This window comes from Microbacterium abyssi (genome assembly GCF_015277895.1).
Taxonomy (GTDB): Bacteria; Actinomycetota; Actinomycetes; order Actinomycetales; family Microbacteriaceae; genus Microbacterium; species Microbacterium abyssi.
In genome coordinates this window covers 62683-77233 of record NZ_CP063815.1, presented here as the reverse complement: position 1 = coordinate 77233, position 14551 = coordinate 62683, and the positions used below count along the sequence as shown (strand labels likewise).

At 69.0% G+C, this 14551-nt stretch carries 18 protein-coding genes; 8 read left to right on the top strand and 10 right to left on the bottom strand.

The features are described 5' to 3' along the window. Positions 1-2 precede the first annotated feature (2 nt). The 8 genes from IM776_RS00405 to IM776_RS00370 are packed head-to-tail and all read left to right on the top strand — an operon-like array spanning position 3 to position 5874. Positions 3-890 (top strand): DUF58 domain-containing protein, encoded by an 888-nt coding sequence (locus tag IM776_RS00405; RefSeq protein ID WP_194421135.1) that lies wholly within the window; start codon positions 3-5, stop codon positions 888-890. Then, complete coding sequence (locus IM776_RS00400; RefSeq protein ID WP_194421134.1) at positions 877-1365, top strand: hypothetical protein; 489 nt, start codon at positions 877-879, stop codon at positions 1363-1365. The genes IM776_RS00405 and IM776_RS00400 overlap by 14 nt, the downstream gene beginning before the upstream one ends. Next, the gene (locus IM776_RS00395) at positions 1356-2342 is read left to right on the top strand and encodes a vWA domain-containing protein (protein ID WP_228479825.1); all 987 of its coding nucleotides are present in this window, start codon (positions 1356-1358) and stop codon (positions 2340-2342) included. The genes IM776_RS00400 and IM776_RS00395 overlap by 10 nt, the downstream gene beginning before the upstream one ends. Next, positions 2339-3355 (top strand): vWA domain-containing protein, encoded by a 1017-nt coding sequence (locus IM776_RS00390; protein WP_194421133.1) that lies wholly within the window; start codon positions 2339-2341, stop codon positions 3353-3355. Before IM776_RS00395 ends, IM776_RS00390 begins: the two co-directional genes overlap by 4 nt. After that, positions 3352-4125 carry a hypothetical protein gene (locus IM776_RS00385; protein WP_194421132.1) on the top strand — a complete coding sequence of 258 codons (774 nt, stop codon included), beginning with the start codon at positions 3352-3354 and terminating at the stop codon, positions 4123-4125. The genes IM776_RS00390 and IM776_RS00385 overlap by 4 nt, the downstream gene beginning before the upstream one ends. Continuing rightward, entirely contained in the window at positions 4119-5210 is a 1092-nt protein-coding gene (locus tag IM776_RS00380) for a hypothetical protein (protein ID WP_194421131.1), read from the top strand. The genes IM776_RS00385 and IM776_RS00380 overlap by 7 nt, the downstream gene beginning before the upstream one ends. 33 nt (positions 5211-5243) lie before the next feature. Further along, entirely contained in the window at positions 5244-5474 is a 231-nt protein-coding gene (locus IM776_RS00375; RefSeq protein ID WP_228479824.1) for an AbrB/MazE/SpoVT family DNA-binding domain-containing protein, read from the top strand. Then, entirely contained in the window at positions 5458-5874 is a 417-nt protein-coding gene (locus IM776_RS00370; protein WP_194421130.1) for a PIN domain-containing protein, read from the top strand. The genes IM776_RS00375 and IM776_RS00370 overlap by 17 nt, the downstream gene beginning before the upstream one ends. Positions 5875-5877: 3 nt before the next feature. Here IM776_RS00370 and IM776_RS15795 read toward each other — a convergent pair whose 3' ends face one another. The 10 genes from IM776_RS15795 to idi form a co-directional block, all read right to left on the bottom strand. Then, positions 5878-6090 carry a hypothetical protein gene (locus IM776_RS15795; RefSeq protein ID WP_228479822.1) on the bottom strand — a complete coding sequence of 71 codons (213 nt, stop codon included), beginning with the start codon at positions 6088-6090 and terminating at the stop codon, positions 5878-5880. A 197-nt stretch (positions 6091-6287) separates the two neighbouring features. Next, entirely contained in the window at positions 6288-7508 is a 1221-nt protein-coding gene (locus IM776_RS00360) for a ferrochelatase (RefSeq protein ID WP_194421129.1), read from the bottom strand. Continuing rightward, positions 7505-8983 (bottom strand): SDR family oxidoreductase, encoded by a 1479-nt coding sequence (locus tag IM776_RS00355; protein WP_228479820.1) that lies wholly within the window; start codon positions 8981-8983, stop codon positions 7505-7507. The genes IM776_RS00360 and IM776_RS00355 overlap by 4 nt, the downstream gene beginning before the upstream one ends. Continuing rightward, the gene (locus IM776_RS15790) at positions 8980-9870 is read right to left on the bottom strand and encodes a prenyltransferase (protein WP_228479818.1); all 891 of its coding nucleotides are present in this window, start codon (positions 9868-9870) and stop codon (positions 8980-8982) included. The genes IM776_RS00355 and IM776_RS15790 overlap by 4 nt, the downstream gene beginning before the upstream one ends. Next, positions 9863-10210: a lycopene cyclase domain-containing protein gene (locus IM776_RS00350; RefSeq protein ID WP_194421127.1), complete on the bottom strand. Its 348-nt coding sequence runs from the start codon at positions 10208-10210 to the stop codon at positions 9863-9865. Before IM776_RS00350 ends, IM776_RS15790 begins: the two co-directional genes overlap by 8 nt. After that, a complete protein-coding gene (locus IM776_RS00345) occupies positions 10207-10530 on the bottom strand; it encodes a lycopene cyclase domain-containing protein (RefSeq protein ID WP_194421126.1) in 324 nt (107 codons plus the stop codon). Before IM776_RS00345 ends, IM776_RS00350 begins: the two co-directional genes overlap by 4 nt. Next, positions 10527-12086 (bottom strand): phytoene desaturase family protein, encoded by a 1560-nt coding sequence (crtI, locus tag IM776_RS00340; protein ID WP_194421125.1) that lies wholly within the window; start codon positions 12084-12086, stop codon positions 10527-10529. Before crtI ends, IM776_RS00345 begins: the two co-directional genes overlap by 4 nt. Continuing rightward, positions 12083-12949 (bottom strand): phytoene/squalene synthase family protein, encoded by an 867-nt coding sequence (locus IM776_RS00335; RefSeq protein ID WP_194421124.1) that lies wholly within the window; start codon positions 12947-12949, stop codon positions 12083-12085. Before IM776_RS00335 ends, crtI begins: the two co-directional genes overlap by 4 nt. Beyond that, the gene (locus IM776_RS00330; RefSeq protein ID WP_194421123.1) at positions 12946-14010 is read right to left on the bottom strand and encodes a polyprenyl synthetase family protein; all 1065 of its coding nucleotides are present in this window, start codon (positions 14008-14010) and stop codon (positions 12946-12948) included. Before IM776_RS00330 ends, IM776_RS00335 begins: the two co-directional genes overlap by 4 nt. Then, positions 14003-14539 (bottom strand): isopentenyl-diphosphate Delta-isomerase, encoded by a 537-nt coding sequence (gene idi / locus IM776_RS00325; protein ID WP_194422431.1) that lies wholly within the window; start codon positions 14537-14539, stop codon positions 14003-14005. Before idi ends, IM776_RS00330 begins: the two co-directional genes overlap by 8 nt. Positions 14540-14551 lie beyond the last annotated feature (12 nt).

Below are 14551 nucleotides of genomic sequence, written 5' to 3'. Positions count from 1 at the left end.
CCATGCCCAGCCTGATCACGCAGGTGAAGAGCAAGCTCTTCATCCACTCGTCGCAGAAGTCGATGCACGCACTCGACGGCGCGTACGCGTCGCTGCTGCACGGTCGCAGCCTCGACTTCGAGGACCTGCGCAAGTACGAGTACGGCGATCAGGTGCGCGACATCGACTGGCGGGCGACGGCGCGGATGGACGTGCCGATGGTCAAGCGGCATCGCGCCAACCGGATGCACACGGTCCTGTTCGTCGTCGACACCGGACTGTCGATGACCGCGCTCGCGCACGACGAGAAGCCGAAGAAGGAGCTCGCGATCCTCGCCACTGGCGCCCTCGGCATCCTCGCCCTGCGGCACGGCGACGACTTCAGCGTCATCCACGGCGACACGGAGCGCATCCGCCGTCGCGCGCCCGGACGCAGCGAGGGGGCGCTCGAGCACGCCCTGCGCACGATCGATCAGGCGATCGCCACTGCGAGCGCGCCCAGCGACCGCGACGCGCTGCTCTCGTTCGTCGCGCGCACGATCGCGCGCCGCTGCATCGTCGTCATCGTCACGGACGAGGCGCCGGTCACTGACGAGACAGAGCGGATGCTGCGCCGGCTGCGCGTGCAGCATGACGTCGTCTGGGTCACGCTCCGCGACGCCGACCCGGTGCTCGACCATGCCTCGCACGAATCGCGCGCCGACGTCGGCACCCGCTGGGCGATCCCCGATTTCGTGCACGGCGACGCGGAGGTTCTGGGCGAGATCGTCGCCCAGAACCAGGCGGATGCCGCCCGGCGCGACGACCTGCTCGACCGGCTCGAGATCAGCAGGGCCGCCCTCGACACCCAGGATGCCGCGGTGGGCGAACTGCTGCGCATGCTGAACCGGAGGGCGCATGTCCGCAGCTGACGAGCTCTACCCTCCGGCGCAGTACGGATGGGGATGGATGCTGCTGGCGCTCGGCATCATCGCGGTGCTGATCCTGCTGGGCTGGCTGCTCTTCTTCCTCACTCGCCCGAAGCGCAGCATCGTCCTGCACGGCGCCGAGCAGTCCACGCCGCCGACCGTCGATGTCCTGTCCATGCTCCGAACGGAATACAACGGCGAGATCGATCGCATCGAGGGCGCATACCGGTCAGGCGCCCTCGACGCGCGAGCCGCGAACCTCGAGCTCAGTCGCGTCGTGCGCACGTTCGTGAACGAGTACAGCGGGCTGGAGGCGCCCGTCCTCACCCTCAACGACCTCGTGCGCCTGGGGGTCCAGCCCGAGCTGGTCGACGCGGTGGGCCGACACTACTACCCGAGCATCTTCCGCCGCGGATCCGCGGTCGACCCGCACGCCGGTGCCGAAGCCGCACGCCTGGTGGTGAGGACGTGGCACTAGCGAACGGGTGGATCCTTCTCGTCGCGGCCGTGGTCTCCGTCGTCGCGATCGCAGTCGGGCTCGTGATCGGGCTCCGCCGCAGTGCGCGTCACCGTGCCGCGCCGAGCGCGCCCATCGCGCGCGCCGAGCGTCTGCGCACGCTGCCGTCGTTCCACAGGGCCGTGCAGCGGCGGACCGCGGCGCTGGCCGGAGTCCTCGCACTCGGAATCATCGCCGCCGTCGTCGGCGGCGTCGTCGCCGCCCGGCCGATGTCATCGCAGACCATCCAGCCGGTCAACACCAGCCGCGACATCATGCTGTGTCTCGACGTCTCCGGTTCCATGAGCGACGTCGACGTCGAGGTGCTGACGGTGTTCGAGGATCTGCTCGACGGCTTCGAAGGCGAGCGCATCGGGCTGACGATCTTCAACAGCTCGCCGGTGCAGGTGTTCCCGCTGACCGACGACTACGACTTCATCCGCACGCACCTGGAGAGCATCCGCTCGAGCTTCGACTTCATGGAGGAGATCCCGGAGCACTGGGTCGGCACGCTCAACGGCCCGGGCGCCTCGCTGATCGGCGACGGTCTGGCCTCGTGCGCGATGCGCTTCGACCACCTGGACGACGAGCGCAGCCGCTCCATCATCCTCGCCACCGACAACGAGCTCGCCGGGGCCTCGATCGTGTCGCTCGAGGAGGCCGCGAACTATGCGGCATCCGCCGGGGTCCGCGTTTTCGCACTGAATCCCGTGCAGGGCGTCAACACCGAGATCAGCGATGAACTCGTCGCGGCAGCACGCGCCACAGGCGGCGAGGCGTACGGACTGCGCGAGACGACGACCGTCGCCGACATCATCGCCGACGTGCAGGAGCAGGATGCCACCGAGCTGCGCGGCCAGGCGCAGGTGGTGTGGACCGACACCCCCAATCTGTGGATCGCCGTGCTGCTCGTGCTGACCCTCGGGTTCATCGCTCTGCTGTGGAGGGTACGCCTGTGATCTTCCAGCCCGTGCTCAACGTCCTCCTCCTCGTGCTGCTGTTCGCGCCGATGGCGGGACTGGCGGTGTGGATGCTGGTGCGCTCGACGCGTCACCCCGCCGACAGCGCATCCGGCGCCGGGCCCGTCATGTGGTCGCTGCGTCTGGCGATGGTGCTCGCCTGCTTCATGATGCTGCTGCGCCCCGGCATCCCGGGCGGGGCGGTGCAGACGCTCGCGACCGACACCGACGTCGTGATCGTGCTCGACACCACCGCGAGCATCGTCGCGGAGGACTGGGACGCCGACCGGCCGCGGCTCGAAGGGGCGCGTGCAGACGTGCAGGCGATCGTCGACGAGTACCCGGGCGCGCGCTTCGCGCTCATCACCTTCGACGCGGCCGCCGAGCAGCGTCTTCCCCTCACGACGGACACCACGGCGCTGATGTCGTCGCTCGAGATCCTGACCCCCGAGGTCACCTCGCGCTCGCGCGGCAGCTCGATCGGCATCGCCAGCGCCATGCTGCGGGAGACGCTGGCCGGAGCCGCCCAGAGCGCACCGGATCGCTCGCGGATGGTGTTCTACCTCGGCGACGGCGAGCAGACGGCCGCCAGCGACCCGGAGTCGTTCGCGGGCAGCGCCGAGTTCGTCGACGGCGGCGCTGTGCTCGGCTACGGCACGAGCGAGGGCGGCCCGATGCGGATCACGTCGGGCTCGTTCGAGGCCGAAGACCCCGGGTACATCGAATACCAGGGCGAGCCGGCCCTGTCGGTGCGCGACGACGCCAACCTGCAGACCATCGCCGATGAGCTCGGCGTGCCGCTGCAGGTGCGCGACGCAGGCACCGCGATCGACCTGCCGGAGGCGCCCACGACGACGACCAACTACGCCGAATCCGGTGAGGTCGGCAACGTGACCGAGCTGTACTGGGTGTTCGCGATCATCATGGTGCTGTTGCTGGGCGTCGAGCTCGCGCGTGCCACGATGCTCGTCGCGCAGCTGCGCGGGCTCGCGCTGCGGGGAGGCGACGCATGATCCCCACGCCCACTCCGACGCAGGCGGATGCCGCGGCCGCCCTGCTCGCCGCGAATCGCCGGCGTCGCAGCATCCGCCGCTGGGTCGTGATCGGCACGCTGCCGATCACGCTGGCCGCGCTGCTGTTCGTCGGCAAGCTGCTGAGCATGTACGGCTTCGCGCATCAGGCGATCTCGACCTATGTCGTCGGCGACTACTCGGGTTCGACGACCGCGGCGCAGGGTCAGGAGTTCCTGAACTGGTTCGAGCCGTTCAAGGCACCGTACAACGTCGGCACCTCCCTCGCCGGCGCAGAGGAGCTGGTCGCCGCGCGCGGCGAACTCAGTGAGGCGCTGACGCTGGCATCCGGTCTCGAGGTGTGCGCGGTGCGGGTCAATCTCGCCCTCGTGATCGAGCGGCAGGGCGATGCGGCGCTGAGCGATGGCGACGGTCCGGGCGCCGCAGAGCTCTACGGCGAGGCGTTGCGCGTGACCGCGGAGACGCCGGAGGAGTGCAACAGCGAAGACGCCGATCAGCAGTCGCCGGATCCGAACCGCGACATGAGCGACACGCTCGACGACATCAAGGACCGGCTGCAGGAGAAGCAGCAGCAGAGCGAGCAGAACCAGCAGCAGAACCCGGACAGCGGCGAAGAGGGCGAGGAGCAGCCACAGCCCGGCCAGGACGACCTGGATGAGCTGCAGGAGAAGCTCGAGCAGGGTGCGGAGGAGCGTCAGGAGAACCAGGGCGACGACGAGGGCCCTGGCGGCGGGACGGACAAGCCATGGTAGATCCGCAGCGCGCACGTTACATCGCAGGCGTCGAGGGTGCGCCTCCCGTACCGCCGCCCGGCGGGTACCACGGCGCACGTCGCGCGACGGCGCCGACGGGTGCGCCCTCGCCGATCCTCAGCACCGCGGAGGTGGCGAAGGAGAAGCAGCCGGCGAACGCGATCGGCTGGGTCGCCCTGGTGAGCGCGATCCTGTTCGCGCTGGTGCTGCTCGGCGCGCTGCTGGCCGGTGGCACGGAGCTGCTCTACGGCCCGACGATGCTGGCCCTGCAGCTGATCGTGCTCGGCGTCGTCGTGGGGGCGATGTTCACTAGGCGCGGTCGGGTGCTCGGAGCATCCGCCCTGGTCATCACGCTGCTGCTGAACGTGGCGACGGTCGGTGCGGCGAGCGCGCTGCAGACGTCGGCATCCGGCAGTTACGGCGGTCAGAAGACTTCCGAGCAGAAGCACGAGGAGGCGTTCCCCGGGGTCAAGGACACCGCCTCGAGCACGATTCTCGCGCAGCCCTCGCTCGAGGAGGTGCGCGCGCAGAGCGATGCGGCGCTGGCCGAGATCAGGAGTCGCCTCAGCGACCGGTACGGGTACACCTGGACCGAGGTCGGCCCGGAGGATCTGCGCCCGGAGCGCAACGGCTACAGCGGCGAATCGATGCTCGTGCAGTACATCTCGGTGCCGTGGATGACCAACGAGAAGATCCAGGACTACGAGCGCAAGCTCGACGTGATGAGCGTCATCGAGGAGGTGCTCGTCGAGTACGGGATGTTCGGGATGTACTCGTTCAACGATCCGTCTTCGAGTCTCGATGACGGGGTCCTGCAGGACTTCTACGGATCGGCCGACCCGCGCACGCAGCACACCTGGGAGTGGTACACCGACAACTATCCCGACCCGATGCGCTTCTACGCCGTGATGTACGACCTCTCCAACGACCCGTCGGGGGAGCTGCGCACCGAGCGAGAGGCCGACGGCGCGAAGACCGGCGAGCCGCTGGAGGGGCTGCAGATCTACTTCCTCGCGCCGCAGCTGCTCAGCGAGGACGACCGCGCCGAGTTCGAGGAGCGGATGCGGGAGTACCCGGGGTTCTGACCGTACGTGCCATTCGAATGGTATCGTGATGGCATGAAGGCAACCATGGACAAGGCGGGTCGGATAGTCATTCCTGCCTCGTTGAGAGAGCGCCTCGGGATGGTTCCCGGACCGGTGGATCTCGTCATGGACGGCACCGGCATCCGCATCGAGATCGAGACCCACGACAACGTCATCGAGAAGGATGGCAGGCTCGTGATCACGGGTGGCCCTGTCCTCACCCCCGAAGACATCCGCGAGCTGCGTCTTGCCGACCAGCGCTGATCTGCTCCTCGACACGAGCGCCGCGCTTGCGTTGATCCGCGATGCAGACCCGGCGCACGAGGCCGTGAGTGAAGCGGCGGCGGGCTCGGTTCTCGGCTTGGCCGGTCACGCCCTGTTCGAGACGTTCTCGGTTCTGACGCGGCTCCCCGGCTCCGCGCGGCTGCGGCCCGATCGAGTAGCCGAGATCATGGAACGCGCATTCCCCGAGTCGGTCGCGCTGCCGGCAGCGGAGGCCCTGCATTCGACGAAGACGTTCGTGCGAGCGGGAATCGCGGGAGGCGCGGCGTACGACGGGCTCGTCGGTCTCGCCGCGAGGGCCGCCGGGATTCCTCTGCTTTCTTGCGACCGGCGTGCGGAACCGACGTACGCCAGGCTCGGCGTCGACGTCCGGCTGGTCTAGCCGTCAGGACGCCAGCGAAAGCCCTACGGCGAGCGCGAAGCCAAGGACGGTGGCGAGGCCGGTCGACTCCTTCGCCTTGGACTGCGCGTCAGGCACCATCGAGTCCACGAGCATGACGAGCAGCGCCCCGGCCGCGAAGCCGCTCGCGCCGGCCTGGAACTCGGCCCCGACGGCATCCGCCAGTGCGAAACCGGCGATCGTCGCGAGGGCGCACACGATAGCGACGCCGGTCCACAGCGAACGCGATCGACGCCATCAGTGCTCCGGCACCGAAGCCGAGCACGATGCCGAGCAGGCGCGGCGGCCACTTCCGCAGCATCGCCAGCACTGCCCCGACGAGCAGCGGCGCCGCCGCGACCGCGCCCCACAGGATCGCCTCGCCCATGCAGCCACCGTAGCGGGGGCGTCCCGGACTACGGCTGCAACCCCGCGATGGCCGGCTTGAAGCCCAGGCGCGGGTTCGCGCAGCATCCGCCCCGGCACACGTCGTACCACGGGCCGATCTCGGTCTCGTTCAGACGCTGCTCGACGGGGATTCCGCCGATCCGCTCCCGCACCAGGTCGACGAGCGCCGCGACGAAGGCGGGGTGCGTGCCAGGAGTAGGAGTGCGCGCGAACCACAGGCCGTGCTCCTCCGCCGTCTCGCGCGCCTCCGTGTCGAGATCCCACATGACCTCCATGTGGTCGCTCACGAACCCGAGCGGAACGACGATCACGGCGCTGCGATCCCGCAGAGCCTCGATCGTGTCGTTGACGTCGGGCTCGAGCCACGGCTGCGACGGCGGGCCCGAGCGCGACTGGAAGACGAGCTGCCAGGAGATCTCCGGCGCGGTCTTGGCGACGACCTCGCGTGCCACGGCCAGGTGCTGCGCGACGTAGCCTCCCCCGTCGAGACCGGCGAAGGGCTCGCCGCCCGACAGTGCGGCGTCGTCGGAAGGGATGCTGTGCGTCGAGAACAGCACCTCGATGCGGGTGTCGTCGTGGCCGGCCTGACGCGCGGCGGCGAGCGCGTCGCGCAGACCGTCGACGAACGGGCGGATGAAACCGGGATGCGAGAAGTACTGCCGAACTTTGTCGATCTGCAGTTCCTGCTGAAGGCCCGCCGCCTCGAGGGCGTCGGCCCAGTCCTCCCGGTACTGACGGCACGAGGAGTACGAGGAGTACGCGCTCGTCGGAACGGCGATCATCGTGCGGATGCCGTCGCCGGCTGCCTGGGCCAGCGCCTCGTCGAGATAGGGCGCCCAGTTGCGATTGCCCCAGTACACGGGGAGGTCGATCCCCTCGCCCGCGAGCGCCGCGCGCAGCGCCTGCAGCAGCTCGCGGTTCTGTCCGTTGATCGGGCTGACACCGCCGAAGTGGCGGTAGTGATGCGCCACCTCCTCGAGCCGTTCATCCGGGATGCCGCGACCGCGGGTGACGTTGCGGAGGAACGGAAGCACATCGTCCTGGCCCTCGGGGCCACCGAATCCGGAGAGCAGGATGGCGTCGTAGGCCATCGGTCGCGTGGCGTGCTCCGCCCCCTCTTGCGTCGCAGCCGTGGCGGAGGGGACGGCGGCGCCGTCCTCCACGTGCACGGCCGTGGCCGCCGGCGGCTTGGTCTCCCGCCGGGGTCGCGCGTTCATGTCAGCGCTCATCGTCCTCGCTCCTTTCCGTCCTTCTGCTCCGCTTCGCGCAGGATGCTGGCGGCCATGCCGTTGAAGATGATGCCGTGGAACGGGAGCAGCACGAGCCAGTAGAGCCGGCCGCTCAGGCCCTTGGGGAAGTACACGGCACGCTGGCGATACGTGCTTCCGTTCTCGCTCGGCTCCACTCCGAGTTCCAGCCAGCCGCGGCCCGGCATCCTCATCTCGGCGCGCAGCCGCAGCATCCGTCCGCGCTCGATGGACTCCACCCGCCACACATCGATGACGTCTCCGCTGTTCACCCGCGAGGGATGCCGGCGGCCGCGACGCATGCCGACCCCGCCGACGAACCGATCGATCCACCCGCGAGCGGCCCACGCCAGCGGGAAGGAGTGCCAGCCCTTCTCGCCGCCGATCGCCTCGACGACGTCCCACACGGCGTCGGAGGATGCCGCGGTCCTGCGCTCACGCAGGTCGGTGAAGACCGTGTGCCCCGCCCAGTCCGGGTCGCTCGGCAGCGGATCGCTGGGCGCGCCGGGCACGGTCGCGCTCTGCCAGCTGGTCTCGACCTCGCCGTCGGCTTCGCGACGCAGCGCCAACCGCACGGCGGTGCGATAGGGAAGCAGCCCCTCACCGGGCGGCGGGATGTATGCGTCGATGTCGTGCTCGGTCACCACGCAGTCGTTCTGCAGCGAGGCGATGATCGGCACCGCGATCTGTCGCGGGACCGGGCTCACCAGACTCACCCACTGCGAAGCGAGCCATGGCGTGAGAACGGGGAGAGCTGCGATGTGACGCTGCGGAAGGCCGGCTTCGACCGCGTAGCCGTTCATCATCTGCCCGTACCGGAGGATGTCGGGTCCGCCGATGTCGAACGTCCGGTTGAGCGTCTCCGCGACGTCGACTGCGCGGACGAGATAGCGCAGCACGTCGCGGATGGCGATGGGCTGCACGTGGTTGCGCACCCAGCGCGGTGCGGGCATGTAAGGCAGCACCTCGGTCAGGTGCCGGATCATCTCGAAGGACGCCGACCCCGACCCGATCACGATCCCGGCCTGGAAGACGATGGCAGGTACCGGGCAGTCGATGAACACCCGGCCGACCTCGGCACGGGATGCGAGATGTTCCGACAGGACGCCAGTGTCGGGATGCAGCCCGCCGAGGTACACGATGCGGTTCACACGCGAGGCGGACGCGGCATCGGCGAAGGTCTCGGCAGTCTTCCTCTCGGCGGCGCGGAACCCGCGGCCGGCGCTCATGGCGTGGACGAGATAGAACGCGACGTCGACTCCGCTCATCGCCCGTCGGGTCGCGATCGGATCGGAAAGGTCTCCGGAGAAGAGCCTGACCCGGCTCCGCCAGGGCACGTCGCGCAGTTTCCACGCTGAGCGGACGTACACGCTCACGTCGAAGCCGGCATCGAGCAGCTGGGGAACCAAGCGTCCGCCGACGTAGCCGGTCGCACCGGTGACGAGGACACGGGTCACGAGAACATTCCTTCCATCGTGCAGAGGATGAGCAGCATCGTGATCGCGAAGCCGACGGCGTAGTTGATCGCGAGGAAGCGCCGCCAGGCGCGGTTCGCGGTCGCCGAACGGATGTCGTCGACGTTCAGGTAGGGCGCCACGATGACGATGTAAGGGATGGCGGCGAGCGCGGCAAGGCTCGCGGGCCATGGCACGAGCAGCATCAGCAGTCCGGCGACCGCCCAGAGGCCGACCGCGCTCCGCACCGTGGCCTTCGCGCCGAACACCGTCGCGATCGAGCCGATGCCCGCCTCGCGGTCGGGACCGATGTCCTGCACGGCGCCGAACGCATGACTGGCCATGCCCCAGCAGAAGAACGCGACCATCGTGGCGATGAGTGCCGCTGTCATCGTCGTCCCGGCGAGCGCGAAGGCGTAGAGCGCCGGCGACACGAAGTGCGTGCTCGAGGTGATCGAGTCGAGCACCGGGATCTCCTTGAACCGCAGCCCCTTCACCGAGTACGCCAGCACCGCGAACAGGCTCACCGCGAGCACGAGCCAGGACATCGGACGGTCCGCGCTGAGGAGCACGAGCGCGACGGTGAAGACCGCCACGAGGATGCCGGAGGCGAGCAGAGTCGCGCGATGGATGTCGGGCGGGAGTTTCGCCCCCTCCGCCCCGCCCTTGCGCGGATTGGCGAGATCGGACTCGTAGTCGAAAACGTCGTTCACGCCGTACATCGCGAGGTTGTACGGCACCAGGAAGAACACCGTGCCGATGACGAGCGCCGCATCGATGCGTCCGGTCGAGAGGTAGTAGGCGGCGGCGAACGGGAAGGCAGTGTTGATCCAGCTCAACGGCCGCGAGGCGATGAACAGGGCGCGGAGGACGGACGGACGCTCAGGCATCGGGGGCCTCGATCCCCTTCTCCGCCGCGTCACGGTTCCCGCCCGCCGACTGCCACACGCCGGCGAGCAGCAGAGCACCGGCGATCGGGTACAGCAAGTCCTCGACGGGCATGAGCCCGAGTCGGATGCCGGAGATCCCGGTGTCCGCGTAGTCGAAGAATCCCGCCGCGATCATGACGTTGTCGAACACCGCGGTGAGCACGAGCAGCATCACGGTCGCAGCGCCGCACGAGCCGAGGTACGCACGACCCGTGCCACGGCGGCGGCTGTGCAGCGCACCGACGAGGAACACCGCGAGGCCGACAGCGACGAACGGAAGGGAGAAGAGCAGGTAGGTCATCGCCGCGCCGACCTCTCCCGCCACCGCTGCCAGCCGCTCAGGCAGATGAGAGTGAGGTAGCTGAGGAAGATGAGGAACACCAGCTCCTCGACGGGAAACTCCGGTGCGAGCAGCAGCCCGGTCGCCCAGTGCGAGTCGACGTGCCGGAACACGCCGAAGCCGATGCCGACGGCATCCCAGGCGATGAAGAACAGCACCCCCACGACCATCGTGACGGTCGCCGCGACCGGCCGGCGGCGGAACACCAGCGCGAACCGCACGTCCAGCAGCACGAGGCAGGCCGCGCTGACCAGGAGGGATGCGGCGTAGACGGCGTTCATCGCACCTCCGCGGGCCCTGGAGCGTGATCGCCGCGTACGAGCTTGAGCACCAGTTCGGCGCTGATCAGGCACATCGGCAGGCCGACGCCCGGCACTGTCGTCGCGCCGGCATAGAACAGGCCGTCGACCCTCTTGGATCGGTTGACGCCCCGGAAGAACGCACTCTGGCCGAGGACGTGCGCGGGTCCGAGTGCCGTGCCGCGGAAGCTGTTGAACTGCGTGGCGAAATCGGCGGGGCCGACGGTGCGGCGCACCACGACGCGCAGGGCGAGATCCGGGATTCCTGCCCACTCTGCGATCTGGGCGATCGCCCGATCGGCGACGGCCTCGACGGCTGCATCGCCGAATCCCCCGATCCCCCCGCGTCCGAATCCGGGATCCGGCGGCAGCGGTACGAGGACGAAGAGGTTCTCGTGCCCTTCGGGCGCCACCGCCGCATCTGTCGCACTGGGCTTGCACACGTAGAGTGACGGCGTCGCGGGCACGCGCTTGTCACCGCCGAAGATCGCATCGAAGTTGTCGTGCCAGTCGTCAGAGAAGAGCAGGGTGTGGTGCAGAAGCTCGGGCAGTGATCCTTTCACGCCGAGCATGACCAGCACGGCGCTCGGACCGGAGACCTGCCGGTCCCACCGCTTCGGCGAGTACGAGCGGTCCGTCGGCGCGAGCAGGACGGTCTCGGTATGGTGCTCGTCGATCGTCGAGACGACCATGTCCGCCGGCAGCCGGTGCGTCCGGCCGTCGCGCAGGTACTCGACCTCGCGGACGGCGCCGTCGGCGCTGGAGATCCCCACCACATCGCTGTCGGCGATCAGCTCCACGCCCTGGGCGTCGGCGATGTCGGTGAGCGAGGTCACGAAGGAGCGGAATCCGCCGAGCGGGTATTGCACGCCGTCCACCAGGTCCATGTGGCTCATCAGGTGGTACAGCGCGGGCGCCTCGAAGGGCGAGGTGCCGAGGAACACCGCCGGGTAGCCGAGGATCTGGCGCAGCATCCGATCGTCGAACCGCCTGGCGACGAATGACCAAAGGCGGCGCGCAAGCAGCGGCACGACCGCCGGGGCGGCAAGGAGCACCTCCTTCGCCAGGAAGCTCCTCGGCGAGGAGAACGGGTTGTACAGGAACGAGCGCACGGCCGCGCGGTATGTCTTCGTCGCAGAGGCGAGGTAGCGGCGCACGCGAATGCCCGCGCCAGGCTCCCGCTCCTCGAACAGTGCGGCGGCGACCTCCGTTCCTGTCGTCACGTCGGTGGGCGCACCGGGCACGTCGCCAGACGGCTCCGGGTAGACGCGGTAGCCGGGCTGGAGGGATACCAGGTCGAGCTGCTCCGCCGTCGACGTGCCCATCATCCGGTAGAAGTGGTCGAACACCTCGGGCATGAGGTACCACGACGGACCCGTGTCGAAGGTGAACCCGTCCTGCTGCCACGACCCCGCCCTGCCGCCGAACCCGTTGTTCTTCTCGAGTACGGTCACACGGTGCCCGTCACGGGCGAGCAGGCAGGCTGCGGCGAGCCCGCTGACGCCTCCGCCGATCACGACGACGCGCGATCCCCTCACCGTGCGGCCTTCATTCCCATGGCCTGCATCAGGATGCGCGCCTTGACGGGATCGGGCACGCGAACGCGGCCGTGCGCCACGACGGATGCGGGCGTCGACTCGATGCGGTCGGTGAGCTCGCGGAACATCGCCTGCGCGGCCCAGACAGCCGGGCGGCACGCTCTCGTCAGCAGGGGGATGGCGGCATCCGCCGCACACAGGTCTTCTCTGATGGACCGGACGATCTCATCCTTCGCCTCTTCCGTGAGCTCCTTCGCCGTGCCGGGGAAGTATGCGCGTCCCAGCTCGTCGCGATCCTCGGCGAAGTCGCGCAGGAAGTTGACCTTCTGGAAGGCGGCGCCCAGGCGACGAGCGCCGTCGCTCAGGACGCGGCGCTCGTCCTCCCCTCTCACCCTGCCCGCCTCGAACACCGCGAGGCACATCAGACCCACCACCTCGGCCGAGCCGTAGATGTACTCGTCGAGTCCGGCTTCGTCGAACGTGGCATCGCCGAGATCTCTCCGCATCGATGCGAAGAACGGCCGGCACAGGTCCACGCCGATCCCGTGCTCACGAGCGGTCAGCGCGAACGCGTGCACGATGAGATTGGTGCTGAACCCCAGCTCGAGTGCCCGTGCAGTGTCGGCCTCGAGTTCATCGAGCAGGATGCCACAGGTGGCGGCATCCACGCCGGCGCTCTCGGCCGGCCCGTCAACGAGCTCGTCGGCGAGACGCACGAGCGCGTAGATGTGCGCGACATGCCCGCGCATGGGAGCGGCGAGGAGTCTGCTCGCCCATCCGAACGACGTCGAATAGCGGCGGATGACCGTCGAGGCGCTGGCCTTCGCGGTCGCGTTGTAGAGGCCGATCCCCGTGTCGCTCATGATTCCCGCGAGCCGCAGGCGTGGGTCAACGCCGCCAGCTGTTCCCTCAGGGCCGCTGGGACGTGCGCGTCCCTGATCAGCCGGTGGACATCTTCACAGCGTTCGGCGATGACGGATTCGACGGCGGCGAGCGCGCCCGACTCCTCGATCACCCGGCGAAGCCGCTGACCGCCGATCTCGTCGAGTTGCTCGTCTCCGAACAAGGGTGCGACATCGGCCCACCCGGTCCCGGAGCGCGCGTATGCGACGAGGAGGGTCTCCTTTCCCTCTCGCAGATCGCCGAGCGTCGATTTCCCGGTGAGCCGCTCGTCGCCGAACAGGCCGAGGACGTCGTCGCGCAGCTGATAGATCACCCCGATGCGCCGTGCGATCTCGGCAAGCTGGGCGACGACCGGCTCTGCAGAGCCGGCGAGGATCGCCGCCAGAGCGAGCGGCGCCTGGAACGAGTACGCGGCGGTCTTCTGCTCCGCCACCCTCAGCACCTCGTCCGGGCCGGCGTCATCGAGATGCAGGCTGAGCCACACGTCACGGTGCTCACCCGCCGCGCTCTCGTACACGGCATCCTCGAAGACGTCGAGCATCGCGTCTCGTCGTTCCGTCTCGACGTCCATCCGGGCGAGGATCGAGTGTGCCATCGTGAGCATGAGGTCGCCGGCGAGGATGGAGGATGCCTCACCCCACGCGCGTGCGGCGTCGCGTTCGGCGCTGCGCAGCATCGCATCCGTCGCGAACCTGCCCGTGATGTTCAGCTCGCCTCGACGGGTCAGGTCCCGGTCGATCACGTCGTCGTGGATGACCAGGGCGATGTGCAGCAGTTCCACGGCACAGGCCGCGTCGATCGCTGCCCGCTCGTCGGTACCGCCCAGGGCCGCGTAGGCGTCGATCAGCATTCGCGGCCGGACCCGCTTGCCTCCACGTGCGATGTGCTCGAGGGATTCCCACAGCTGCTCGAAGGGCGGAGAGAAGGATCGCGCCCGCGCTCGCGCCGCTGCCAGCAGCTCGCCGAGGCGCGCGTCGAAGGTGGGCGCGAGATGCGCGGTGGCAATGGCCATCTCAGACATGGGTGTTCTCGGTCATGCGCTCCAGGTGCGGCGCGAGCTCGTCCAGGTGGGCGACGAGCCAGGGGCTGAACGCCCACGGCGCCGCGTCCACGGCCGCGGTCAGCGCCGACGGCGTTGTCCACTGGAACTCGGCGACTTCGTCGGGGTTCGGTGCGACGGGGGATGCGGTCCTCGCGACGAACACTGGGCAGTGCTCGTTCTCCTCGATGCCGGATGCATCGCGGGCGGAGTAACCGAAGTCGGGGATGACGCAGACGACGTCAGACACCTCCGAGCCGAGCTCGAACGCCGCCCGGCGGCGCACTGCCTGCTCCAGCGGCTCCCCCGGACCGGGATGCCCGCACACCGCGTTCGTCCACACTCCCGGCCAGGTGCGCTTGGCAAGAGCCCGGCGAGTCACGAGCACCCGGCCGGCGTTGTCGACGATGTGGCAGGAGAACGCGAGATGCCGAGGCGTTGTCGTGCCGTGCACGCTTTCCTTGCTCTGCGTCCCGACGGCTTCACCGTGGTCGTCGACCAGAATGACCATCTCCACCCGAAA

What these genes read in the sequence shown, in the direction of transcription:
- IM776_RS00405 (WP_194421135.1), top strand. Translation starts at nt 3, where the DNA reads ATGCCCAGCCTGATCACGCAGGTGAAGAGCAAGCTCTTCATCCACTCG.
- IM776_RS00400 (WP_194421134.1), top strand. Translation starts at nt 877, where the DNA reads ATGTCCGCAGCTGACGAGCTCTACCCTCCGGCGCAGTACGGATGGGGA.
- IM776_RS00385 (WP_194421132.1), top strand. Translation starts at nt 3,352, where the DNA reads ATGATCCCCACGCCCACTCCGACGCAGGCGGATGCCGCGGCCGCCCTG.
- IM776_RS00380 (WP_194421131.1), top strand. Translation starts at nt 4,119, where the DNA reads ATGGTAGATCCGCAGCGCGCACGTTACATCGCAGGCGTCGAGGGTGCG.
- IM776_RS00375 (WP_228479824.1), top strand. Translation starts at nt 5,244, where the DNA reads ATGAAGGCAACCATGGACAAGGCGGGTCGGATAGTCATTCCTGCCTCG.
- IM776_RS00360 (WP_194421129.1), bottom strand. Translation starts at nt 7,508, where the DNA reads ATGAGCGCTGACATGAACGCGCGACCCCGGCGGGAGACCAAGCCGCCG.
- IM776_RS15790 (WP_228479818.1), bottom strand. Translation starts at nt 9,870, where the DNA reads ATGCCTGAGCGTCCGTCCGTCCTCCGCGCCCTGTTCATCGCCTCGCGG.
- IM776_RS00350 (WP_194421127.1), bottom strand. Translation starts at nt 10,210, where the DNA reads ATGACCTACCTGCTCTTCTCCCTTCCGTTCGTCGCTGTCGGCCTCGCG.
- IM776_RS00345 (WP_194421126.1), bottom strand. Translation starts at nt 10,530, where the DNA reads ATGAACGCCGTCTACGCCGCATCCCTCCTGGTCAGCGCGGCCTGCCTC.
- IM776_RS00335 (WP_194421124.1), bottom strand. Translation starts at nt 12,949, where the DNA reads ATGAGCGACACGGGGATCGGCCTCTACAACGCGACCGCGAAGGCCAGC.
- IM776_RS00330 (WP_194421123.1), bottom strand. Translation starts at nt 14,010, where the DNA reads ATGTCTGAGATGGCCATTGCCACCGCGCATCTCGCGCCCACCTTCGAC.
- idi (WP_194422431.1), bottom strand. Translation starts at nt 14,539, where the DNA reads ATGGTCATTCTGGTCGACGACCACGGTGAAGCCGTCGGGACGCAGAGC.